At 64.9% G+C, this 23,944-nt stretch carries 21 protein-coding genes; 9 read left to right on the forward strand and 12 right to left on the reverse strand.

Going from position 1 to position 23,944, the window contains the following annotated elements; translation table 11 throughout:
• The 4 genes from HP547_RS11175 to HP547_RS11190 all read left to right on the forward strand — a co-directional run.
• A partial coding sequence (locus HP547_RS11175; RefSeq protein WP_306140211.1) for a helix-turn-helix domain-containing protein occupies positions 1-535 on the forward strand: 535 nt, incomplete at its 5' end.
• Between the two features lie 66 nt (positions 536-601).
• The gene (mpl, locus tag HP547_RS11180) at positions 602-1,951 is read left to right on the forward strand and encodes a UDP-N-acetylmuramate:L-alanyl-gamma-D-glutamyl-meso-diaminopimelate ligase (protein WP_172220526.1); all 1,350 of its coding nucleotides are present in this window, start codon (positions 602-604) and stop codon (positions 1,949-1,951) included.
• Positions 1,948-2,577: a flavin prenyltransferase UbiX gene (gene ubiX / locus HP547_RS11185; protein ID WP_172220523.1), complete on the forward strand. Its 630-nt coding sequence runs from the start codon at positions 1,948-1,950 to the stop codon at positions 2,575-2,577. Before mpl ends, ubiX begins: the two co-directional genes overlap by 4 nt.
• The gene (locus tag HP547_RS11190; RefSeq protein WP_172220520.1) at positions 2,574-2,861 is read left to right on the forward strand and encodes a YceK/YidQ family lipoprotein; all 288 of its coding nucleotides are present in this window, start codon (positions 2,574-2,576) and stop codon (positions 2,859-2,861) included. Before ubiX ends, HP547_RS11190 begins: the two co-directional genes overlap by 4 nt.
• Positions 2,862-2,864: 3 nt before the next feature.
• Here HP547_RS11190 and HP547_RS11195 read toward each other — a convergent pair whose 3' ends face one another.
• The 6 genes from HP547_RS11195 to HP547_RS11220 form a co-directional block, all read right to left on the reverse strand.
• Positions 2,865-3,509 (reverse strand): oxidoreductase, encoded by a 645-nt coding sequence (locus HP547_RS11195; protein WP_172220517.1) that lies wholly within the window; start codon positions 3,507-3,509, stop codon positions 2,865-2,867.
• Positions 3,510-3,536: 27 nt separating this feature from the next.
• Positions 3,537-5,270: a C13 family peptidase gene (locus HP547_RS11200; protein WP_172286315.1), complete on the reverse strand. Its 1,734-nt coding sequence runs from the start codon at positions 5,268-5,270 to the stop codon at positions 3,537-3,539.
• Between the two features lie 73 nt (positions 5,271-5,343).
• Positions 5,344-6,450 carry an acetoin dehydrogenase dihydrolipoyllysine-residue acetyltransferase subunit gene (locus HP547_RS11205; RefSeq protein ID WP_172220511.1) on the reverse strand — a complete coding sequence of 369 codons (1,107 nt, stop codon included), beginning with the start codon at positions 6,448-6,450 and terminating at the stop codon, positions 5,344-5,346.
• Positions 6,447-7,469 (reverse strand): alpha-ketoacid dehydrogenase subunit beta, encoded by a 1,023-nt coding sequence (locus HP547_RS11210; protein ID WP_172220508.1) that lies wholly within the window; start codon positions 7,467-7,469, stop codon positions 6,447-6,449. Before HP547_RS11210 ends, HP547_RS11205 begins: the two co-directional genes overlap by 4 nt.
• Positions 7,470-7,502: 33 nt before the next feature.
• The gene (locus HP547_RS11215; protein WP_172286316.1) at positions 7,503-8,480 is read right to left on the reverse strand and encodes a thiamine pyrophosphate-dependent dehydrogenase E1 component subunit alpha; all 978 of its coding nucleotides are present in this window, start codon (positions 8,478-8,480) and stop codon (positions 7,503-7,505) included.
• Between the two features lie 22 nt (positions 8,481-8,502).
• Positions 8,503-9,558, reverse strand: coding sequence for an ATP-NAD kinase family protein (locus HP547_RS11220; RefSeq protein WP_172220502.1), 1,056 nt, complete (start codon positions 9,556-9,558; stop codon positions 8,503-8,505).
• 285 nt (positions 9,559-9,843) lie between these two features.
• Between HP547_RS11220 and HP547_RS11225 the strand changes: the two genes are divergently transcribed.
• Positions 9,844-11,703 (forward strand): sigma-54-dependent Fis family transcriptional regulator, encoded by a 1,860-nt coding sequence (locus HP547_RS11225; RefSeq protein WP_172220499.1) that lies wholly within the window; start codon positions 9,844-9,846, stop codon positions 11,701-11,703.
• Positions 11,704-11,905: 202 nt separating this feature from the next.
• On the opposite strand, the gene accC is transcribed toward HP547_RS11225, so the two are convergent.
• From accC to HP547_RS11255, 6 genes are all read right to left on the reverse strand, one after another.
• A complete protein-coding gene (gene accC / locus HP547_RS11230) occupies positions 11,906-13,261 on the reverse strand; it encodes an acetyl-CoA carboxylase biotin carboxylase subunit (RefSeq protein ID WP_172220496.1) in 1,356 nt (451 codons plus the stop codon).
• Between the two features lie 17 nt (positions 13,262-13,278).
• Positions 13,279-13,740: an acetyl-CoA carboxylase biotin carboxyl carrier protein gene (gene accB / locus HP547_RS11235; RefSeq protein WP_172220493.1), complete on the reverse strand. Its 462-nt coding sequence runs from the start codon at positions 13,738-13,740 to the stop codon at positions 13,279-13,281.
• A gap of 99 nt (positions 13,741-13,839) precedes the next feature.
• The gene (aroQ, locus tag HP547_RS11240; protein ID WP_003255330.1) at positions 13,840-14,295 is read right to left on the reverse strand and encodes a type II 3-dehydroquinate dehydratase; all 456 of its coding nucleotides are present in this window, start codon (positions 14,293-14,295) and stop codon (positions 13,840-13,842) included.
• Positions 14,296-14,474: 179 nt separating this feature from the next.
• A complete protein-coding gene (locus tag HP547_RS11245; protein WP_172286317.1) occupies positions 14,475-16,244 on the reverse strand; it encodes a protein-disulfide reductase DsbD in 1,770 nt (589 codons plus the stop codon).
• Positions 16,245-16,383: 139 nt separating this feature from the next.
• The gene (locus HP547_RS11250) at positions 16,384-18,345 is read right to left on the reverse strand and encodes a methyl-accepting chemotaxis protein (RefSeq protein ID WP_172286318.1); all 1,962 of its coding nucleotides are present in this window, start codon (positions 18,343-18,345) and stop codon (positions 16,384-16,386) included.
• Between the two features lie 228 nt (positions 18,346-18,573).
• Positions 18,574-19,932 carry a diguanylate cyclase gene (locus HP547_RS11255; RefSeq protein ID WP_172286319.1) on the reverse strand — a complete coding sequence of 453 codons (1,359 nt, stop codon included), beginning with the start codon at positions 19,930-19,932 and terminating at the stop codon, positions 18,574-18,576.
• A 248-nt stretch (positions 19,933-20,180) separates the two neighbouring features.
• Between HP547_RS11255 and HP547_RS11260 the strand changes: the two genes are divergently transcribed.
• The 4 genes from HP547_RS11260 to speA form a co-directional block, all read left to right on the forward strand.
• The gene (locus HP547_RS11260) at positions 20,181-21,248 is read left to right on the forward strand and encodes a DUF2333 family protein (RefSeq protein WP_172286320.1); all 1,068 of its coding nucleotides are present in this window, start codon (positions 20,181-20,183) and stop codon (positions 21,246-21,248) included.
• A 2-nt stretch (positions 21,249-21,250) separates the two neighbouring features.
• Entirely contained in the window at positions 21,251-21,787 is a 537-nt protein-coding gene (locus HP547_RS11265; RefSeq protein WP_172286321.1) for an NUDIX hydrolase, read from the forward strand.
• A gap of 285 nt (positions 21,788-22,072) precedes the next feature.
• A complete protein-coding gene (locus HP547_RS11270) occupies positions 22,073-22,444 on the forward strand; it encodes a translation initiation factor Sui1 (protein WP_172286322.1) in 372 nt (123 codons plus the stop codon).
• A 152-nt stretch (positions 22,445-22,596) separates the two neighbouring features.
• Positions 22,597-23,944, forward strand: a 1,348-nt coding sequence (speA, locus tag HP547_RS11275; RefSeq protein WP_172286323.1) for a biosynthetic arginine decarboxylase, incomplete at its 3' end; no start/stop codon positions are given.

Genomic DNA, 23,944 nt, shown 5'->3' on the forward strand with positions numbered 1-23,944 from the left:
GCAGGGCGGTTTCCGCGAGGACCTGTATTACCGCCTGAATGGCCTGGAGGTAGCGTTGCCGGCGGTGCGCGAACGCAGCGACAAGGCGCAGTTGCTGGACTTTCTGCTGCGCCAGGAGGCGCACGGGCAGCTGATTGATATCGAGCCCAGGGCGCGCCAGGCGCTGCTCGACTTCACCTGGCCCGGTAACGTGCGGCAGATGCGCAATGTGCTGCGCACCCTGGTGGCGCTTTGCGAAGATGCCCGGATCGTGTTTTCGGACCTCCCCGCCATGGTTCGCCAGGGCGCTGCCCTCGATCGCCGGCAAGCCAGCTCCCACCCCGACCGTGCCGACTTCAGGCCATCTGCTGTCCCTGTGGGCGCTGCCTTGCCGGCGACAGGGCCAGCTGCATTGAAAGATGCCGAATGCCATGCGCTGATGGCGACCCTGGAAGCAAAACACTGGCACCTGACCCGCGTCGCCGAACACCTGGGCATCAGCCGCAATACCTTGTATCGCAAACTGCGCAAACATGGCATCACCAGGCCCGACTGAGCGAAACAGCGGGTGCGATTTGTCGCGCCCTGGGCTACCCTGCCTCGATGTTTTGCGAGGTCGACCATGCATATTCACATTCTCGGTATTTGCGGCACTTTCATGGGTTCGCTGGCCGTGCTGGCCAAGGAACTTGGCCACCGTGTCACCGGTTCGGACGCCAATGTCTACCCGCCGATGAGCACCCAGCTCGAGGCCCAGGGCATCGAGCTGACCCAAGGCTATGACCCCGTCCAGCTGGACCCGGCGCCAGACCTGGTGGTCATCGGCAACGCCATGTCGCGTGGCAACCCGGCGGTAGAGTACGTGCTGAACAAGGGCCTGCCCTACGTCTCCGGCCCGCAGTGGCTGGCTGATCACGTGCTGCAAGGGCGCTGGGTACTGGCGGTTGCCGGGACCCACGGCAAGACCACCACCAGCAGCATGCTGGCCTGGGTGCTGGAGCACGCGGGCATGAGCCCGGGCTTCCTGATCGGCGGTGTGCCGCAAAACTTCTCGGTGTCGGCGCGCCTGGGCGACACGCCGTTCTTCGTGGTTGAAGCCGACGAGTACGACAGCGCGTTCTTCGACAAACGTTCGAAGTTCGTGCACTACCACCCACGCACGGCGATCCTCAACAACCTTGAGTTCGATCATGCCGACATCTTCCCGGACCTGGCGTCGATCGAGCGACAGTTCCACCACCTGGTGCGCACCATCCCCAGTGAAGGCCTGGTCATTCACCCGACCACCGAACAGGCGCTGGAGCGGGTCATCGGCATGGGCTGCTGGACCCCGGTGCAGACCACCGGTGAAGGTGGCCAGTGGCAGGCGCGCCTGCTCAGCGCTGACGGCTCACGTTTCGAAGTGCTTTTCGAAGGTGAAGCGCAGGGCATTGTCGACTGGCCACTGACCGGCCAGCACAACGTTGCCAACGCCCTCGCCACCCTGGCAGCGGCCCGTCACGTGGGCGTGGTGCCGGCCATGGGCATCGACGGCCTGAGTGCTTTCAAGAGCGTCAAGCGGCGCATGGAAACGGTTGCCGAAGTGCAGGGCGTGACCATCTACGATGATTTCGCCCACCACCCCACCGCCATCGCCACCACCCTCGACGGCCTGCGCAAGCGCGTTGGCGAGGCCCCGGTGATCGCGGTGATCGAGCCACGTTCTAACTCGATGAAGCTGGGTGCCCACCGCGACGGCCTGCCGGAAAGCGTCAACGACGCTGACCAGGTGATCTGGTACGCGCCGGCCAACCTCGGCTGGGACCTGGCGGCCACCGCCGCACAATGCAAAGTGCCGAGCGTGGTGGCTGACAGCCTCGAGGCGATCATCGAACGGATCAAGGGCCAGGCCCGCCCAGGCACCCACGTGGTGATCATGAGCAACGGCGGCTTTGGCGGCCTGCACGGCAAGCTGGCCGAGGCGCTGAAGTGAGCGGGCCGGAACGCATCACCCTGGCCATGACGGGCGCCTCGGGCGCCCAATATGGCCTGCGACTGCTTGATTGCCTGGTGCGCGAAGACCGTGAGGTGCACTTCCTGATCTCCAAGGCTGCGCAACTGGTAATGGCCACCGAGACCGACGTGCTGCTGCCGGCCAAGCCCCAGGCCATGCAGGCGTTCCTCACCGAATACACCGGCGCCGCCGACGGGCAGATCCGTGTGTACGGCAAGGAAGACTGGATGTCGCCGGTAGCCTCGGGTTCCGGTGCCCCGGCGGCGATGGTGGTGGTGCCCTGTTCCACCGGCACCCTGTCGGCGATTGCCACCGGTGCCTGCAACAATCTGATCGAGCGCGCGGCCGACGTTACCCTCAAGGAGCGCCGTCAGCTGATCCTGGTGCCTCGCGAGGCGCCGTTTTCCACCATCCACCTGGAGAACATGCTGAAGCTGTCGCAGATGGGCGCAGTGATCCTGCCGGCGGCGCCGGGCTTCTATCATCAGCCACAGACCATCGACGATCTGGTCGACTTTGTCGTGGCGCGTGTGCTCAACCTGCTGAACATTCCCCAGGACATGTTGCCGCGTTGGGGCGAGCATCATTACGGGGTGGATGATTGAAGCGAGCGCTGGCTGGTTTGCTGACCCTGGGACTGTTGAGTGGCTGTGCCACGGTGCGCACGCTGGACGCCAACAAACCCGGGGCACCGGTAGTGTATGCCGGTACCCGGTTGGACTTGTATGTGATCAATGGTGGCTGCTGCCCGCGAGATCGCTACGGGGCTGACGCGCCGGGTTACCCAGCGCTGGACCTGCCTGGCAGCATGTTGCTCGACACCCTGTTGCTGCCGTTGTCGTTGCTGACGGCGGCCGGGGTAGGCTTCCAGGCCACCGGCGGCCTGTAACGGCTATATCTTGCCCAACCTGCGCAACTCATCCGACTCCACAACCCGTATCCCGTCTTCTTCCTCCAGCGCCAGGCGCCACAGCGCCCGGGCCAGCGTGCAGGCCTCGATCCCCCGATATTTTCCGGGTATCAGCCTGGAAAACGGTGAAGCCAGCTGTTCACCGAGCCGTGGCTGAATCCGCTCGCCCAGCAGCAACGACGGCCGCACGATGGTCAGCTGTGGCCAGTTCTGAGCCTTCAGCGCCTCTTCCATTTCGCCCTTCACCCGGTTGTAGAAAATCGACGACTTGGGGTCCGCGCCCAGCGCACTGACCACCAACAGATGCCGCGCGCCCATTTCCCGGGCACGCTTGCTGAACGCCACCACCATGTCCAGGTCCACCGCGCGGAAGGCTGACTCGGAGCCGGCCTGCTTCAGCGTGGTCCCCAGGCAGCAGTAGGCGATATCGACCCGCCCGGCCAGCTGCGGCAGGAACACGGCCGGGTCGCCCACCGGGTTTTCCAGGTGCGGGTGCTCGGCCAGGGGCCGACGGGTAGGCGCGAGCACCCGGGTAATGGTCGGCTCGTTGAGCAGGCGGTCGAGCAGGTGTTCACCGGTCAGGCCGGTGGCTCCGGCAAGCAGGACATGCTGAGGCGTCAAGTACATGATGTCTCTCCCTTGTTACACTCAAGCTTAGTGGCTGCCGGGCGTTTTTGCCTGTTCCCCCATGTTGGCCTGCGTGGCATTGCGCAGTGCCTCCTCGGCTTGCTGGCGGCGCAAGTGCTGCCAGTGCTCAAGCACCGTCGGGGGGGCCCACAGCTGCGGTTCAGAGGCTTCGAAGCCTTCTCTGTGTTCCCTTTCGGCAACGCTGGCGCGTGCCAGTTCAAACGCTTGTTTCAGGTCGTCGGTCTGGTTCAGTGCTTCGGCAAACAGGGCATCGCCAAAGTAGGTGAAATCGGCTTCTTCCGAACACCCGAAGGACACGCGGTCAGCTCTGGCGGCGGTCATGATCAGCGTGCGTTCATCCTTGAGCGGGGCGATATAGCCCCCGGAATAGCAGGCGGATATGACGATTACCTTGTCTCGGTCCTTCAGCGGCGCGAGGGCGCTGGCCAGTTCGTCAGCGGTCAGGTCGGCCAGTTGCAGGCGCGGCTGGTCGAGCACCAGCTGGTGGTCGTGGCTGCCATGGCTGGTGAGGTAGATGAACACCAGGTCTTCGGGGCCGCTGCGTTCGGCCAAGGTGCTGGCGGCGCGGGTGAGGTTCTCGCGGGTGGCCATGGGGCGGGTGGCCATGTGGTCGCGGTGGTTGACCAGGGTCACCTGGCCACGGGCGCCAAAACGCACCTTGAGCATGTTGCTGACGTAGTCGGCTTCGCGCAGGAACACGCTTTGCTGGCCATCGCCGGCCACTACCAGGCTGTACAGCTGGATCGGCGGGGCCGAGCGCGGTACCCGGGCCAGCGCCTCCTCCAGCAGCCGACCCTGGTTGAGCAGGGCCAGGTCCAGCGGGTCGGACAGCAGCTTGCCTTTGTGGTCGCGCACGCGCACGCCATTGGCCCACATGCCGCTTTCGACCCTGCCGCTGGCCAAGGTCAGCTGGCCCTTGCCGTGGTAGGCATCGTCGAGGAAGCCGCCAATATACTTGCTGCCGTCGGCCAGCTGCAGGCTGCCATGACCGGACAGCCGCCAGTCGACGAAATTGCCCTTGTAGTGGCTGCCGTCACTGCCTAGCAGTTCGCCTTCGCCGGACAGCGAGCCGTCTTTGAATTCGCCGATCCACACATCGCCATCGGCGTTTTCGTAGCGGCCACGGCCCTCCAGGCGGTTGTCCTTGAACTCACCGATGTACTGCTCGCCGTCGACACTGTCGTAGGTGCCGCTGCCTTGCAGCTGGCCATTGACGAAGCGGCCGCTGAACTGGTTGCCGCTGGCATCGCTGCGCACGCCGGCGCCGTTGGGCTTGCCCTTGGCGAAAAGGCCCTGGTAGCGGCTGCCGTCGGCCAGCTCCAGTTCGCCTGCGCCTTCGTACAGGTCGTCCTTGAACTGGCCACGGTAGGTCTGGTCGGCTTGCTTGAGGGTGCCTTCGCCATCGCGGCGACCGTGGTTGAAGGTGCCGGCATAGTGGCTGCCGGGGGTTGTCAGGTCCCCCAGGCCCTGGAACAGCCCTTCGCTGAACTGGCCCCGGTACACCTCGCCGTTCTGGCCGTGCCATTCACCCGGGCCATGCCATTGGCCGTCCTTGAAGCTGCCGGCGTACCAGCTGCCGTTGGGGTAGTCGATGCGGCCCTCGCCCTGCAACAGGCCATCGACCACCTGGCCCCGGTAGCGCCCGCCGTCAGGCAGGCGTGCGTCCGGCGGGAGCAGCGATTCGCCATCGCCACAGGCGGCGAGCAGCAGGACCAAGGTGATGGGGAGCAGTGGACGCATGGCGAGGACCGGGCTATAGGTCTGCCGAGTATGACGCAGAATTGGATCCTGAGACAGCGAGAGGCATGCGCCCTCAACGCCCTCGCAAAAAGTCCATCATCCGCCGATTCACCTCATCAGCCGCCTCCATCTGCACCATATGCCCGGCCTCCGCCAGCACCAGCACTTCAGCCTCCAGCCCCTCGGCATGGCTGGCCGGGATGATCGCGTCCTTGCCGCCCCACACCACCAGCGCCGGGTGTTGCCCCAACACACCGCGCAGGTCATGGCGCTGCCGGTCGCCGTCGGCGAGCGCCGAGGCCAGCTGCTGCAGGGCCTGATCCACACCCTCCAGGCGCTTGAACTTGAGCATGTCCTCGAGCATTTGCCGGGTGACCAGCGCCGGGTCGGCAAACAGCTGCATCATCTGCGGCTTCAAGGCATTGCGGTTGGCAGCGGCGACGAAACCTTGCAGGTACTGCGCGTTGATCGCCTCGCCCAGCCCGGCGCTGGCCACCAGGCTCAGGCTGGCCACCCGCTGCGGCGCCAGGCGCGCCAGGTTCAGGCAGACCGCGCCACCCATGGAATGGCCGGCCAGGTGGGCCTTGGCGATGTCCAGGTGATCGAGCAAGGCCAGCACGGTTTCGCTCAGTTCATCCAGGTCACCACGCTGCAGGGCCTTGGCCGACTCGCCGTGGCCCGGCAGGTCGAGGGCGATTACCCGGCGCTCGACAGCCAGTGCCGGGTGGTTGAAAAGCCAGTTGTTGAGGTCGCCACCAAAACCATGCACCAGCACCAGCGGCGTGCCGCCTTCACCCAGCTCGAACCAGCGCAGCAGCCGACCGCCCACTTCGGCTTTCTGCGGAGCAGGCCCCTGGGCCTGGTCGGCGCCACCTTCGGCGACGAATTCGGCCTGGAAGCGCTGTACCAGCGCATCGATTTCGGCTTCCTCGGCCTCGCCCTCCACCACCACTGCCAGCAGTGCGCCGACCGGCAGGGTTTCATCCGGCCTGGCCACCTGGCGGCGCAGCACACCGCTGAACGGTGCTTCGACGCTGCTGCTGATCTTGTCGGTCTCGACGTCCAGCACCTCGTCGCCCTTGTTGATCGGGTCACCTTCCTGCTTCAGCCAGGTGTCTACCCGGCCCTCGGTCATCGACAAGCCCCACTTGGGCATGGTCAGGGTATGGATCTGGCTCATGCGGCACTCCTTGCAGCTTCGATCACCTTGCGCACGGCGGCCTCGATTTTCGCCGCGTCAGGGATGTACAGGTCTTCCAGCGCATCGGAGAACGGCACCGGGGTGTGCGGCGCGGTGACCATCTCGACCGGGCCCTTGAGCGCAGCGAAGGCTTTCTGCGCCACCAGTGCGCTGATGTCGGTGGCCATCGAGCAGCGCGGGTTGGCCTCGTCGATCACCACCAGGCGGCCGGTCTTCTCCACGCTTTCCAGAATGCTGTCTTCGTCCAGCGGGCTGGTGGTGCGCAGGTCCAGCACTTCGCAGTCGATGCCCTGGCGGGCCAGATTGTTGGCGGCCTCCAGCGCCACATGCACCATGCGGCCGTAGGTGACCAGGGTCACGTCATCGCCATCACGCAGGAAGTTGGCTTCGCCGAACGGCACCGTGTACACCTCTTCCGGCACCTCGCCCTGCATGCTGTACAGCAGCTTGTGCTCGCAGAAGATCACCGGGTCGTTGTCGCGGATGGCCTGGATCAGCAAGCCCTTGGCATCGTAGGGGGAGGACGGGCAGACCACTTTCAGGCCGGGGATGTGCGTCCACAGCGAGGTCAGCATCTGCGAGTGCTGGGCTGCCGCGCGCAAGCCGGCGCCATACATGGTGCGCATCACCAGCGGGGTGACCGCCTTGCCGCCGAACATGTAGCGGAACTTGGCAGCCTGGTTGAGGATCTGGTCCAGGCAGCAGCCGGCAAAATCGACGAACATCAGTTCGCACACCGGGCGCAGGCCTTGGGTTGCAGCACCGACCGCAGCACCGACGTAGCCGATTTCCGACAGCGGTGCGTCGAGCACACGCCCCGGAAACTGGTGATACAAGCCTTTGGTCACGCCCAGCACGCCACCCCAGGCGTCTTCTTCACCGGGCGCACCGGCCCCGCCGGCCACGTCTTCGCCAATGATGAACACGCTGTTGTCGCGGCGCATTTCCTGGGCCAGGGCTTCGTTGATGGCCTGCTGGTAGCTAATCTTTCTTGGCATGGTGGTTCTCCTGTTGTTCTTGTAGTCCGGGGCTCAGGGGTAGGCGACGTAGACGTCGGTGAGCAAATCGACGGGCTGCGGCTTGGGATCGGACTTGGCACGGCGCACGGCGTCTTCGATCAGGTCTTCGATGCGGGCGTCGATGGCGTCCAGTTGCTCGGCGGTGAGCAGGCCGGCACGGGTGGTCTTGTTGCGGAACTGCATCAGGCAGTCGCGGGTTTCGCGCAGGTTCTTCACTTCGTCGGGCGCGCGGTAGGTTTGCGCGTCACCTTCGAAGTGCCCGTAGTAGCGGCTGAGCTTGACCTCGATCAGCGACGGCCCTTGCCCGGCACGCGCACGCTCGATGGCTGCCCCGGCGGCTTCATGCACGGCAAAGAAGTCGAAGCCGTCGATGGTGACACCGGGCATGCCGAAACCGGCGGCGCGGTCGGCGATGTGGTCGCAAGCCACCGACCAGTTCGAGGCAGTGGCTTCGGCGTAGCCATTGTTCTCGGCGACGAAGATGCACGGCAGGTTCATGATCGACGCCATGTTCATGGCTTCGAACACCGCGCCTTCGTTGGAGGCACCGTCGCCGAAGAACGCCACCGACACGTCGTCGCGGCCCTTGAGCTTGGCGGCCAGGGCAGCACCGGCCACCAGTGGCGCACCCGCACCGACGATGCCGTTGGCACCGAGCATGCCCTTTTCCAGGTCGGCAATGTGCATCGAGCCGCCCTTGCCCCCGCACACGCCGGTCTTCTTGCCGTAGATTTCGGCCATCATGCCGTACACATCGACGCCCTTGGCGATGCAGTGGCCGTGGCCACGGTGGGTCGAGGCGATGCAATCGCTATCGCGCAGGTGGGCCATGACCCCGGCGGCGGAAGCCTCTTCGCCGGCATACAGGTGGACGAAGCCAGGGATTTCGCCGGTGGCGAACTCTATGTGCAGGCGTTCTTCAAAGGCGCGGATGGTGCGCATCACTTCATAGGCATGCAGCAGTTGTTCGGTACTCAGTTGATTGGACATCTTGTTGTTCTCCAGGGTTGTCTCAACGCGGGTTTGCAGGGTGCAGCCGATGGCCGCGAGGCACGGCCAGCAGGTGGTGGCGGGCGGCATGCGCCAGCACGGCCTCGACATCCACGCTCAGCGGGCCTTGGTGGTCGAGGGTGATGGTGGGGGTGTCGTGCTCGGCAAATTCGATTTCGCGTTCGCCGTCCAGGGCCAGCGTGCCGCTGGCCAGGCTCAGGCGGTGGGCGACGCCCGCTGTCAGCGTGCCGCTGGCGGTGATGCCGCAGCCCTGCAGCAGGCCGGGCGCCAGTGGCGCGAGCAGCGCCTGGTCGGCACCCGGGTTCAGGCGTACCCAGGCGCCGTGCGGGTCCTGGCGCGAGACCGGGCACCACAGGCCGCACAGGGCCGACAGGCCGATGGCGTGAGGCTCGGCAAAACAGGCGAACACTTCGCTCAGGTCTTCGCTGCGGCTGAGCGCGCGTGCACCGATGAAGCGCTGGGGTGACACCGCCACTTCCACCAGGGCCCACTGCGCAAGTTGTTGCTCGGGTACCTTCACCAGCAGGCGTTTGTTGCGGCGCAGGCCGATGCTGGCGGGCACCTGGCCGCTTGCGAGCAAGCCGCCGGCCAAGCCCGCGCTGGTGGCTTCGCGCAACTCGGGGAAAGCGTTGTTGGTACCGGTGGACAGGGTCAGCAGGGGTATGTCACCGGCCTCGGCGGCGACTGCCTTGTGGGTGCCGTCGCCACCGAGCACGGCGATCATCGCCACGCCGCGTTCGACCATGCGTCGGGTGGCCTGGTGGGTATCGGCCACGGTCTGGGTCAGTGGCAGGTCGAGTATTTCAATGGCAGGCCAGTGCTGGTCATGGGCGACCGGGCCGTTGCTGGCCTTGAGCACGGCGGCAGCGATGCCGGTCATGTCGCTGGGCAGCAGCACCTGGCCGATGCCGGTGGCGCCGAAGGCAGCAAGCAGGCGCTGGATGGCCGAGGCCTTGTCGGTGCTCGAATAGAGCCCGGCATTGGCGGTCAGGCGGCGCAGGTCGCGGCCTGAGGCCGGGTTGGCAATGATCCCGACAGTCGGGGCGGGTAGCGGCATGGCGCACCTCGTATTGTTGTTTGCCATAAGGCAGGAGCAAGCCCGGTGCCAGCTTTCTGCGGCTGCGCTGAAATACCTGAGGCAGAGCGGTCTGAATGCGCTCGGCCGCACATTGACGGCAGCGCCGGCGAGACGCCGGGTGCCTGCGCAGGGTGGTAATTGCCGAGACGCCGAGACGCTGCGTCTCAAGTGAGCCGGTAATCACGCAGTGCTTGTCGGGGCATGTTCGGAAGCGCTTAATGGCCGCACAACGACAAGAACAGCAACGAGAACCGGAGGGCCTGAATGCTTGCCGCGAACTCCCGAGCCCATGTCGACTGCGTCAGCAGGGTGCTGAAGAACGCCGATCGCCTGCCGCAGGCGCCGGTGCCTGCGCTGATCCTCGATTCATGGCGCCGCTCCATGGACCTGCACCACCTCGACCCTGGCTCTCAGCAAGGGCCGCGCATCCTCTCGCAAAGCCTGCTCAACGAATGCCGTGAACGTGCGGAACTGTTCCTGCGTATCGCCAGTGATGCCGTGGCGCGCCTGCACCAGCAGGTGCGCGGCGCCGACTACTGCGTGCTGCTGACCGACGGCCTGGGGCGTACCATCGACTACCGGGTGGAGTCATCCATCCGCAACGACTGCCGCAAGGCCGGGCTGTACCTGGGCACTTGCTGGTCGGAAGGCGAGGAGGGCACCTGCGGGGTGGCGGCGGTGCTGACCAGCAGGGCGCCTGTCACGGTGCACAAGCGCGATCATTTTCGCGCGGCCTTCATCGGCCTGACCTGTACCGCAGCACCGGTGTTCGACCCGCAGGGCGAGTTGCTGGGCGTGGTGGATGTCTCGGCCTTGCAGTCCCCGGACGACCGTCGCAGCCAGCACCTGATCCGCCAGCTGGTGGAGCAGACTGCCCGCGAAATCGAAAACGCGTTTTTCATGCACAGTGCCCAAGGCCATTGGGTGATGCGCGCCCATGGCACGCCGGGCTATGTGGAAAGCCAGCCTGACTACCTGCTGGCGTGGGACGCCGATGGCCGCCTGCAGGCGATCAACAGCCTGGCGCGGCAACGCCTGGTGGAGCGCCTGGGGCGCCTGCCAGAGCACATCGGTGAGCTGTTCGACATGGACCAGCTGCGCCGCGTCAATGCAGCGTCTGCCCAGCGTCTGCCAGGTCTGGGCGGGCTGTATGGCCGGGTCAGTGCACCGCAGCTACGCCAGCGCGCGCAGCCGTTACGCCAGGCCCAGGACGCCCGTATCGAGCACCACCTGCGGCTGGCGACCAGGGTCAAGGACTGCAACCTGGCGGTGCTGGTACAAGGCGAGACGGGGGCCGGCAAGGAAGTATTCGCCCGCCAGTTGCACCAGCAGAGCAAGCGCCGCGCGGGGCCCTTCGTTACGCTGAACTGTGCGGCAATCCCTGAAAGCCTGATCGAGAGCGAGCTGTTCGGCTACGTGGCCGGGGCCTTTACCGGCGCCTCCAGCAAAGGCATGCAGGGCCTGTTGCAGCAGGCCGACGGCGGCACGCTGTTCCTCGATGAAATCGGGGATATGCCGCTGAACCTGCAAACCCGCCTGCTGCGGGTGCTGGCCGAGGGCGAAGTGGCGCCTTTGGGCGCAGCTCAGCGCGAGCGGGTGGATATTCAGGTGATCTGCGCCACCCACCGCGACCTCGCGGCGAGGGTGGCAGGCGGGCACTTCCGCGAGGACTTGTACTTCCGCCTGGCCAATGCCCGTTTCGAGCTGCCGCCGCTGCGTGAGCGCGATGATCGCCTGGGCTTGATTCAGCAGATGCTGGCCGAGGAAGCCGAGGCCTGCGCGGTCGAAGTGGTGTTGGCGGACGATGCGCTGCAAGCGCTGCTGGTCTACCGCTGGCCAGGGAACTTGCGCCAGTTGCGCCAGGTGTTGCGCTATGCCTGTGCGGTGAGCGAAGGCGGGCTGGTGCGGTTGCAGGATTTGCCGACCGAGGTGCGCGGCGAGGCGGTAGCGGCGGCTGAAAGCGGAGTGTCCTGCCCGGCACGTCAGTTGCTGCTGGATGCGCTGATCCGCCATCGCTGGAAGCCGGCCGATGCCGCGCGGGCGTTGGGGATATCACGGGCGACGCTGTATCGACGGGTGCACGAGCACCGCATCGAGATGCCGCGGATGAAGGGGGAGCCCTGACGCTATCCCCTGTAGGAGCGGCCTTGTGTCGCGATGGGGCGCGCAGCGGCCCCACGATTTCAGCTCCGCCGCGGATATCGCCGGGGCCGCTTTGCGGCCCTTTCGCGACACAAGGCCGCTCCTACAAGGATTTGTGAAACGCGGACAGGCAATAAAAAGCCCCGGCACTGGGCCGGGGCTTTGGGTACATCACACTACTCGATCACTCCTGGTTAGCCAGTTTGTGCTCGAGGTAGTGAATGTTGATGCCGCCTTTGCAGAAACCTTCATCACGCACCAGGTCGCGGTGCAGCGGGATGTTGGTCTTGATGCCGTCGACGACGATCTCGTCCAGGGCATTGCGCATGCGCGCCATGGCTTCGTCGCGGTCCTTGCCGTAGGTGATCAGCTTGCCGATCAGCGAGTCGTAGTTCGGCGGAACCGAATAACCGCTGTACAGGTGCGAATCGACACGTACGCCATTGCCGCCCGGGGCGTGGAAGTGCTTCACCTTGCCTGGGCTCGGGATGAACTTCTTCGGGTCTTCGGCGTTGATCCGGCACTCCAGCGAGTGGCCGCGGATAACCACGTCTTCCTGGCGGTACGACAGCTTGTTGCCAGCGGCGATGCTGAGCATCTCCTTGACGATGTCGATGCCAGTGACCATTTCCGACACCGGATGCTCAACCTGAACGCGGGTGTTCATCTCGATGAAGTAGAAGCTGCCGTTTTCGTACAGGAACTCGAAGGTGCCTGCACCGCGGTAGCCGATCTCGATGCACGCATCGACGCAACGCTTGAAGACTTCCTGACGGGCCTTCTCGTCGATGCCCGGGGCCGGCGCTTCTTCCAGCACCTTCTGGTGACGGCGCTGCAGCGAGCAGTCACGGTCGCCCAGGTGAATGGCGTTGCCCTGGCCATCGGACAGCACCTGCACTTCCACGTGACGTGGGTTGGTCAGGAACTTCTCCAGGTACACCATCGGGTTGCCGAAGGCAGCACCGGCTTCGGTACGGGTGAGCTTGGCCGAGGCGATCAGGTCCTCTTCCTTGTGCACCACGCGCATGCCGCGACCACCACCGCCACCGGCGGCCTTGATGATCACCGGGTAGCCGACGTCACGGGCAATGGCCAGGGCGACTTCTTCGTCTTCCGGCAGCGGGCCTTCGCAACCCGGCACGGTCGGTACGCCCGACTTGATCATCGCAGCCTTGGCCGAAACCTTGTCGCCCATCAGGCGAATGGTGTCGGCTTTAGGGCCGATGAAGGCAAAACCGGATTTCTCGACCTGCTCGGCAAAGTCGGCGTTTTCTGCCAGGAAGCCGTAGCCCGGGTGGATCGCGGTGGCGCCGGTAACTTCGGCGGCAGCGATGATCGCCGGGATGTGCAGGTAGGAGTTCTTGGATGGCGCGGGGCCGATGCAGACCGACTCGTCTGCCAGGCCCAGGTGCATCAGTTCGCGGTCAGCCGTGGAATGCACGGCGACGGTCTTGATGCCCAGCTCTTTGCAGGCACGCAGGATCCGCAGGGCAATTTCCCCGCGGTTGGCGATCAGGACTTTTTCGAGCTTCGCAGACATCGTTGGCTCTCCGCGATTCAAACGATGGTGAACAGCGGCTGGTCGAACTCAACCGGCTGGCCGTCTTCTACCAGGATGGCGTCGATCACACCGCCGATATCGGATTCGATGTGGTTCATCATCTTCATGGCTTCGACGATGCACAGGGTGTCGCCTTTTTTCACCGACTGGCCAACTTCAGCGAAGTTTGGCGAGGTCGGCGATGGCTTGCGGTAGAAGGTACCGACCATCGGCGAGCGCACCACGGTGCCTTTCAGGGCCGGGGCAGCAGCGGCTTCGGCGGCTGGCGCGGCGGCGGCAGCAACCGGGGCGGCTACAGGCGCGGCAGCCATCGGCGCAGGTGCGTAGAACTGCTGGGCAGCTGGGGTCTTGCTGTGACGGCTGATACGGACCGACTCTTCGCCTTCCTTGATCTCCAGTTCGTCGATGCCAGACTCTTCCAGCAGCTCGATCAGTTTCTTGACTTTACGGATATCCATTAATCATCAACTCCCAAAGGTTCGGTCAGGGGGCGAAATACAAAAAACGTATCTAGAACGTTTCTCTCGAACCCTGGCCCACTGAGGCCAGGGTTTTCATCATTTGGGCTGTGCGTTGGCAGCCAGTTGTTCCAGTGCGGATTCCAGGGCCAGGCGATAACCGCTGGCGCCCAGGCCGCAGATCACCCCTACGGCAACATCGGAAAAGTAGGAGTGATGACGGAACGGTTCGCGTTTGTGCACGTTTGACAGGTGCACTTCGATGAATGGGATGCTCACCGCAAGCAATGCGTCACGTAATGCGACGCTTGTGTGGGTGAAAGCAGCCGGATTGATCAGGATGAAGTCCACACCCTCGTTGCGTGCGGCGTGAATACGGTCGATCAGTTCGTATTCGGCATTGCTCTGCAGGTACTGCAGATGGTGGCCTGCTGCGCGGGCACGTTGCTCCAGGTCCTGGTTGATCTGGGCCAGGGTCACGGCGCCGTAATGGCCTGGCTCGCGAGTACCGAGCAGGTTGAGGTTGGGGCCATGGAGCACCAGTAGCGTTGCCATCTGCGGATTCCTTGGATTTGTAGGGCAATTCGACACAGCGCGGCGAGTGTGCCGTAAAGCGACGGCAAGTGTCCAGTTCCCGGCAATAGCCAGCACGATGTCCGAGATTCGCGCGAAGTATGTGACCAAATAATTAAATCTGGTCACTGTATCGAGGATTTTTCACGGCTCGCGGGAAGTTATAGCCCGAGTTTGCCCCGTACGCGTGCCAGGATTTGCGCGAATTCACCGGCGTTTATCTCGCCAACGACCCGATCAGCGGTTATTTCGCTGCCGTTCGCAGCAAAGAACAGCAACGCCGGCGGGCCGAACAGCTGGTAGCGATCAAGCAGCTTGCGCTGCTGTGCATTGCTCTCGGTGATGTCGAAACGCAGCAGCTTGAGGCCGGCCAGCTGTGCGTGCACCTGGGGTGCGTTGAGCACTTCGTGTTCGATCACCTTGCAGCTGATGCACCAGTCGGCGTACCAGTCCAGCAAGACCGGTTGGCCGGCCACCTTGGCCTCGGCCAGGGCCGCATCCAGGGCGGCGGGGGTGGTGATGGTCTGCCAGGCATCCGCTTGTGCCACTGTGCTGCTGGTGGCGCTCGGCGCTGCGGCCGGCAGTGGGCGCAGTGGATCGCCCTGGCCACTCAGGGCCCCGTACCAGCAGGCCAGTGCGTACACCAGCAAGCCCAGGCCGAGCAGCTGCGCCAGGCGCTGGCGTGGCGCTTTGACCACAAACTCCAGGGCGCCGAGGAACAGCGCCACGCCGGCGGCCAGGAAGCCCACCAGCAGCAAGGTCACCGGGCCCGGTAGCACACGGCTGAGCAGGCCGATCGCCAGCCCCAGCAGCAGTACGCCAATCGCGTTTTTAACCGTGTTCAACCACGGCCCGCTTTTCGGCAGCCAGGCAGCACCGCCGGTGGCGATCAGCAGCAATGGCGCACCCATGCCCAGGCCCAGGGCGAACAGTTTCAGGGCTCCCCCGACAGCATCGCCGCTGGCACTGATGTACAGCAGCGCCCCGGCCAGTGGTGCCGACACACAAGGCGAAACCAGCAGGCTGGACAACACGCCCAGCACCGCCGCGCCCAGCAGCGAACCGCCTTTGGTGCGGCTGGCGACGCTGTCCAGGCGGGTGCTCAGGGCCTGCGGCAGTTTCAGCTCGAACAGGCCGAACATGGCCAGGGCGAACACCACGAAGAACAGTGCGAAAGGCCCCAGCACCCAGGCCGACTGCAGGCGTGCCTGCAGGTTCAGGCCGGCGCCGAACAGGCCCATCAACGCACCCAGTGCCGCGAAGCTGGCCGCCATCGGCAGCACGTACGCCAGCGACAGCGCCAGGCCGCGCAGGCCGCCGACCTGGCCGCGCAGCACCACACCGGACAGGATCGGCAGCATCGGCAGCACGCAGGGGGTGAAGGTCAGGCCGACCCCGGCGAGGAAGAACAGCAGCAGCGATTTCCAGCTCCAGCCGTGTTCGGAGCTGGCGGGTGCGGCTGCGCCACCTGGGCCATCGATGCTCAGGCGGGCGGTTTCCGGCGGGTAGCACAGGCCCTTGTCGGCGCAGCCCTGGTAGCCCACCAGCAGGGTGAAGGCACGCGGATCGGTGCGTGGCAGCTCGATGTCGAGCACGCCGTGGTACACCTCGACGTCGCCGAAGAACTCATCGTGCTTGGCTTCGCCCTTGGGGATGTTCGGCGCGCCCAAGGCGATGTCGGCCGGTTCCGTGTGGAACTGGAAGCGGTGGCGGTAGAGGTAGTAGCCCTCGGTGGCGACGAAGCGCAGCTTTATGCTTTGCGCATCGGCCTGGACCAGGCTGAGCTTGAAGGCCTCGTGGACCGGCAGGAAGTCGGCGTTGTTGGCCAGCGAGGCGGCGCCGAGGGTGGCGCTGGGACGGTTGTCGAGCAGGCCCGTGGCGAAGGCAGGGCTGGCCAGCAGCAGGAACAGCAGGAAAAACAGGCGGCGCATGGCGGACTCGCGAGGTGGAACGTGCAGGCCATGATAACGGAACTGTTGTGGGTTGGCTTTGTGGGAGCAACTGTCTTGTGTTGCCTGTTTTGGCCTCATCGCCGGCAAGCCAGCTCCCACAGGTATCGTGCAGGCCGGCTCAGACCCTGAACGCCCGCACCGCCCGGTTTAATTCGCCTCCCAGGCTCAGCAATTGTTCCCCTTGCTCACGCCCTTCGCCAATACGCTGCAAATTATCCTCACCCAGCTCATGAATCCGCTCGCTGTGGTCACGAATCTCGCTCACCGCGCCCGTCTGCTGCGCGGTGACATCGGCAATCCGCACCGCCGTGTCGGCAATGGTGCGGATGGCGCAGACGATCGCCTCCAGCGCCCCATCCGCCGCCTGGGCCTGGTCGGCCGTGGCCTCGGCATGCTCCAGCTGCGCGCGCATCCCCGCCACCGAGCTCCTGGCTGCCTGCTGCAGGCGGTCGATCAGTGCCTGGATCTCACCGGTGGCCCCGGTAGTGCGCTGCGCCAGTGAACGCACCTCATCGGCGACCACGGCGAACCCCCGGCCCATCGCTCCCGCCCGGGCTGCCTCGATCGCGGCGTTCAGGGCCAGCAGGTTGGTCTGTTCGGCAATCGAGCGGATCACCGTGAGCACCCCGCCGATGGTCGCCGACTCTTCTGCCAATTGCTCGATCATGCGGGCGTTGCCCTGTACCTCGTCAACCAGTTCACGCAAACCGGTCAGGCTTTGGCCAATCACCGCCTGGCCCTGTTCCACCGCATGCCCGGCATCGCGGCTGGCATTGGCCGCCGCGCTGGCATCGCCGGCCACTTGCTGGATGGTCGCTTCCAGCTCGCCCAGGGCATCGCGGATCTGCCCGGTATCGCCGGCCTGGCGTTCGGCGCCATCGTGCAGGGCGGCGCTCATGCCGGCCAGAGCGTGGCTGCTGCCCGCCACCTGCTCGGCGTTGTGGCGGATGGTGCCGACCAGCTCCACCAGGTACTGGCGCAGGCGGTTGAGCGAGTCCTGAATGTCGTGCAGTTCGCGATTGGTCTTGCCCAGGGCGATGGCCTGGGCGAAGTCGCCTTCGGCCCAGCGCGACAAGGCCGGGGCCAGGCCGGTCAAGGTGCGCGCCAGTCGGCGTTGCAAGGTGTCGATCAGCAGGGCAATCAGCAGGATCAGGCCGATCATCAGGCCCTGGATGATGCGCACCTCGGCGGCAATCCTTGCGTGCTGGCCGCGTACTTCGGGTTCCAGCCGCGCAATCGCCTGCTGCACCGCGTCCAGGCGCTGGCCAGTGCTGGCGGCGAGGGTGGCGCGACGCTCGATCTGTTCGCGGGTGCGTTGCAGTTCGGCCGGGTAGCGGCTGAGCAGGCTTTGCAGTTCACGCTTGAGGCCTACGGCAATGTCTTCCTGCCGGGCGCTGGCCTGGGATTCCAGGCCCATCATGGCGGCGAAGTCGTCGGCACCCGACTCGGCGGCGCGGGTCACGCCCAGCAATGGCAGGCCCTCGATGGCCTGGGCCTGGGCGCGGATCAGTTGCAGTTCGCGCTGCACTTCGTCAGCCAGCTCCGCTCGGCCGCTGCTGACCAGCTTGTCCCGGGCCAGCGACAAGCGGCCCAGGTGTACCGTGGCGTCGAGCAGCGGCAGCAGGTAGCGGTGGGCGTCGGCGCTGCCGCTGTCGCGGGCATAGCCGGCCAGTTGCTCGAAGTTGGCGCCCAGTTCCCGTTCGGCCTGCAGCAGCAGGGCTTGAGGGTCGCCGGCCAGCTTGCCGGCGGCCAGCAGTTCATTGGCGGTGAAGGCCTGCAGGCTGTTCAGGCTGGGGCGCAGTTGGTCGCCGAGCGCGTCGGGCCAGTCGGCCAGGGCGGCCTGTAGCTGCTGGTTGGCGTCCATGGCCGCCGCATGGCGCAACGCATCGCCGCTGCCCAGGTACGCCCGGATATTGCCTGCCGCCTGGTTCTGGAACTGCTGGGAAAGGCCCAGATAGCGTTCCATCATCTGGTAAGGGCGCTCCAGGGCACGCTGCGACCACCACAAGGTAGCGCCCAGGGCGATACACACGGTCACCAGCAACAGGGTGTTGAAATTGGTCAGCCACTTCAGGCGCATAGCCGCGAACTTCCTGCGGAGGGGAGTGGGGGAGGTAGGTGCCCGAAGTTATTGCGATTTTGTGACTGGGTGATGACGGCAGAGGGTTGGCGTCAGAAAAAAGTGGCAGAGTGCCTGTATCTGTTTCGCCTGGATTGGCCCTTTCGCAGCGCAAGGCTGCTCCTACCCATTGACGCCCGGTAGGAGCAGCCTTGTGCTGCAAAAGGGCCGGCACGGGTGGTGCAAAACTCAGGGCTCTACCCGTACCACGCAGTTCCGCCCGGCATGCTTGGCCCGGTACAGCGCCTCATCCGCCGCACTGGCCATGGTCAGCGCATCCAGCCCGTCATCCAGCTGCACCACCCCGGCACTGAAGGTGCACTGCAAATCCTGCGGCTGCGCGGGGTACAGAATTTCGGCAAAGCGCCGGCGAATATCGTCCAGCACCTTGTGCGCCGCCTCCAGAGCGGTGTTGGGCATGACGATGGCGAATTCCTCACCCCCGTAACGGCCAATGAAATCGCTCTTGCGCAAGCGCTGCTTGAGGAACAGCGCCAGGCTCTTGATCACCCGATCGCCCATGGGGTGCCCGTGGCGGTCGTTGATCTTCTTGAAGCGGTCGATGTCGAGCATGGCAAAGCTCAACGGCTGCTGCTCGCGGCGGGCGCGGAAGCTGCAGTCTTCGAGCAACTGCAGGATGTGCGTGTGGTTGTACAGCCCGGTCAGGCTGTCGCGCACCATGCGCGCCTTCAGGTGCCGGGCACGTGCGGCGCGGTTGCGCACCGTGGTGATCAGGTGGCGTGAGCGAAACGGCTTGGTCAGGAAGTCATCGCCACCTTCGCTCATGGCATCCAGCTGCTTGTCCAGATCGTCCTCGGCCGACAGGTAGATGATCGGCACGCTCACATAACGATCGCTATGGCGGATGACCTTGGCCAGTTCAGGGCCGGTGCACGCGGGCATGTACAGATCGAGGATGATCAGGTCAGGCTGGAAGTCGGCAAGCTCTGCCATGGTGCCGATCGGGTCGGTCAGGCTGCGGGTGAGCATGCCGGCGCTGGCCAGCACACGCTCGGTGTGCAGGGCCTGGGTGCGGGAGTCATCGATGATCAGCACGCGCAGCGGGTCATGAGGGGCGGCATTGGTCAGCAGTTCGACCTTTTCCAGCAGGCTGGAAGCCTCCAGGGTACCCGTGAGGAAGTCCTGGCCGCCGGCGCGCACAGCCGCCAGGCGAGTCGGGGTATCGGTTTCCTGATGGCTGAAGAACAGCAGCGGAACAGGCTGCGCCAGGCCCTGCTGAACCTTGGCGGCCAGCAGCAGGCCCTGGCCGCGGCCGGTGAAGTCGACATCCATGATGATCGCCGCAGGCGGGTATTCACCGATCGAGGCAAGCAATGCCGCCGCGCTGGGCAACGCTTGCACCACCAGGCCAAAGAACTCCAGTTGCTGGGCCAGGCGCAGGGCACGCTCATGGTCCTGCAGCAGGATGTACACCGGCTTGCGCAGGGCCGGCAGCAGCACCTGGTCAAGCGGGTCGTCCTTGCGCAGGCCGCTACGCATCAGCTGTTGGGCGGGGCACTGCGGGCTCGGCTCGACTGCTTGGCTCATGTCCTGGCTACTTGTAGGTTGGAGGTGCAGAGGCAATGATGGCTCTATGCTAGCAGCTCTTTCCTGCCGAGTGAGTGCCCTGCATCAACAAAGCCACAAGAACCAATATTCAGTTGCTGACCGAATGGTCGCTTATGCGCAAGGCGGTGTCTGCTTTATAGTGCTGCCATGCGGGCTTGCCGTGGCACCCTTGCGTAGGCCTGTGGTCCAAGCCCCTGAACCGTCGTGATTAATTTAAGGACAAAGCCATGCTGGACTGGAAAAACCGCGAGGCCAAAGCCGAGCCCCGTGAGCGTGTCGACGGCCGCGGCGCCGCCGCCCGTAGCTACGTTGGCGGCCTTTGGAGCCGTGCCCTGGGTACCCTGATCGGGTTGTACCTGCTGGTGTGCATCGGCCTGGGCTGGTACTGGAGCGAGGAACCGAACCTGTTCCCGGTGCAGCAGAACGCCCAGGCCGCGGCCGAGCACAACGGTCAGCAGATGGTAGTGGGCTATACCACCATCGAAACCCTGAAGACCGTGGCCGGCACCTTGTTGAACAAGCCCGGCGGTTACATTTCCAACGACCGCTTCCCGCCAGGGCTGTGGATGGACAACATGCCGAGCTGGGAATACGGCGTGCTGGTCCAGGTGCGCGACCTGTCCCGCGCCCTGCGCAAGGACTTCGCCCGCTCGCAGTCGCAGTCCACCGAAGACGCCGACCTGGCCAAGGCCGAGCCACGCTTCAACTTCGACAACAAGAGCTGGATCCTGCCGTCGAGCGAATCCGAGTTCGAAGAAGGCATCAAGTCGCTGAACCGTTACCAGACCCGTCTGGCCGCCGGTGACAAGGGCGCCATCTTCTACACCCGTGCCGACAACCTGAACAACTGGCTGGGTGACGTGGCTACGCGCCTGGGCTCGCTGTCGCAGCGCCTGTCGGCCAGCGTTGGCCGGGTCAAGCTGAACACCACGCTGAAGACCGAATCGGTGGTTGCCGGCCAGGCGCCGCAGGTGGACGAAGAGCTGGTGGAAACACCATGGCTGCAGATCGACAACGTGTTCTACGAAGCCCGTGGCCAGGCCTGGGCGCTGTCGCACCTGCTGCGCGCCATCGAGGTGGACTTTGCCGACGTGCTGGCGAAGAAGAACGCCACGGTCAGCGTGCGCCAGATCATCCGTGAGCTGGAAGCCTCGCAAGAGCCGCTGTGGAGCCCGATGGTGCTCAACGGCAGTGGCTTCGGCATGTGGGCCAACCACTCGCTGGTCATGGCCAACTACATTTCCCGGGCCAACGCGGCAGTCATCGACCTGCGTCAACTGCTGTCGCAGGGTTGATCATGGCCATCAGCCCAACCGAGGCCGCCCATCGGGCGGCTTCCGACCGCGAACTGGTCACCTGGGTGGACGAAGCCGACCAGGTGCTGGGCGCCTTGCCCCGGGCTGAACTGCGCGAGCGCGGCCTGATCGGCCGTTGCACCTTCATCCTGCTGTTCAACAGCGCCAGTGAGTTGTGCGTACATCGACGGACGCTGAGCAAGGCGCTGTACCCGGGGTATTGGGATGTGGCTGCCGGCGGCATGGTTGCGGCCGGGGAAGGCTATGCCGACTCGGCGGCCCGAGAGCTGGCCGAGGAGCTGGGCATTGAAGATGCGCCGCTGCGCTTTCATGAGCGGTTCTACTTTGACCAACCGGATAACCGGTTGTGGTGCGCGGTGTATTCGGCGGTGTCGGATGCGCCGCTGCGGTTGCAGCCGGAAGAGGTGATCGAAGCGCGCTTTGTCAGTCTTGCGCTGGCTGAAGAGGAAAGCCTGACAAGACCCTATTGCCCGGACTCGTTGGCGGCGTTGCAGCGCTATAAAGCTAGCCTGGAATAGTTGCCGGCCCTTTCGCGGGTAAACCCGCTCCCACAGGATTTGTGCAGCTCTCAGGGGCGGCGCAGTCCCTGTGGGAGCGGGCGTGCCCGCGAATAGTCGCAAAACATTCGCAAAATGCCGCAATCCTGTACTTAGCAACCGCCGCATTTATCGTTACACTGCGCGCCCTTTACGGGCTGCCGCAGGTCTTGCGGCAGTAGCGCCGCCCCTGCCAGAGTGGGGCTTCGCGGTCGGCCTCAACCCCAAGGCACGACCAGTTTTTGTCCTCAGCACAGAGGAACAAAAGTGGCCAAGAAAGCTTCTTCCTTCGCCGCCCTAGGCGGTCTCGTTTACTCCACCGACAGCGGTCGGCACTGCCCCGACTGTGGCCAGCCGGTGGATGCCTGTACCTGCAAGCAGCAGATCATCCCCGAAGGCGATGGCATTGCCCGTGTGCGCCGCGAAAGCAAAGGCCGTGGCGGCAAGACCGTGACCACCGTCAGCGGTGTGCCGCTGCCGCTCCACCAGCTCAAGGAGCTGGCCACCACCCTCAAGCGCCGCTGCGGTACCGGTGGTGCGCTGAAGGATGGCGTCATCGAGATCCAGGGTGACCATGTCGAGCTGCTGATCGGCGAGCTGATCAAACAGGGCTTCAAGGCGAAAAAGTCCGGCGGCTGAGCAACCCGCGCGATTTTTTGCCCAGTGCTTTCTAAACTCGTTGCCGTGACCAGGGTCTATCGCTGGGCACGGACGAATCGTCATTTTTGCCTTTTACACTGCGCCCGCCTCCTTGCGGGGCAGTGTCTTCGACTTATCTATAGGGGACTTGAATGTCCGTACGACGCACACGCAAAGACGATGGTAGCCAATGGACCGTGGCCGACAGCCGCAGTGTTTACGGCATCCGCCATTGGGGCGCTGGTTATTTCGCCATCAATGAAGCCGGGCGCGTCGAAGTGCGCCCCAACGGCCCGGACAGCGCGCCGATCGACCTGTACGAGCAGGTCGACGAGCTGCGCCAGAGCGGCCTGTCGCTGCCCTTGCTGGTGCGCTTCCCCGACATTCTGCAGGACCGTGTGCGCCAGCTGACCGGCGCGTTCGACGCCAACATCGCGCGCCTGGAATACCAGAGCCAGTACACCGCGCTGTACCCGATCAAGGTCAACCAGCAGGAAGCGGTGGTGGAAAACATCATCGCCACGCAAAACGTATCGATCGGCCTCGAAGCCGGCTCCAAGCCCGAGCTGCTGGCCGTGCTGGCACTGGCGCCGAAGGGCGGTACCATCGTCTGCAACGGCTACAAGGACCGCGAGTTCATCCGCTTGGCGCTGATGGGGCAGAAGCTTGGCCATAACGTGTTCATCGTCATCGAGAAAGAGTCGGAAGTGGCCCTGGTGATCGAAGAAGCGGCCGAGCTCAAGGTCAAGCCACAGGTTGGCTTGCGCGTGCGCCTGTCGTCGCTGGCGTCGAGCAAGTGGGCCGACACCGGTGGCGAGAAGTCCAAGTTCGGTTTGTCCGCCGCCCAGCTGATCTCGGTGGTACAGCGCTTCCGCGATGCCGGCCTGGACCAGGGCATCCGCCTGCTGCACTTCCACATGGGTTCGCAGATCGCCAACCTGGCCGACTACCAGCACGGCTTCAAGGAAGCCATCCGCTACTATGGCGAACTGCGTGCGCTGGGCCTGCCGGTCGACCATATCGACGTGGGCGGTGGCCTGGGCGTGGACTACGACGGCACCCACTCGCGCAATGCCAGCTCGATCAACTATGACATGGACGACTACGCCGGTGTGGTGGTGGGCATGCTCAAGGAGTTCTGCGATGCGCAGGGCCTGCCGCACCCGCACATCTTCTCCGAAAGCGGCCGCTCGCTGACCGCGCACCATGCCATGCTGGTGATCCAGGTGACCGACGTCGAGAAACACAACGACGACGTGCCGACCATCGACAACAAGGAAGCCCTGCCGCAGACCGTGCAGTGGCTGGCTGACCTGCTGGGCCCGACCGACATCGAGATGGTCACCGAGACCTACTGGCGTGCCACTCACTACATGGGTGACGTGGCTGCGCAGTATGCCGATGGCAAGATCACCCTGGCCGAGAAAGCCTTGGCCGAGCAGTGCTACTTTGCCGTGTGCCGCCGCCTGCACAACTCGCTGAAGGCCCGCCAGCGCTCGC

This window comes from Pseudomonas sp. CM27 (assembly GCF_013179515.1).
GTDB lineage: Bacteria > Pseudomonadota > Gammaproteobacteria > Pseudomonadales > Pseudomonadaceae > Aquipseudomonas.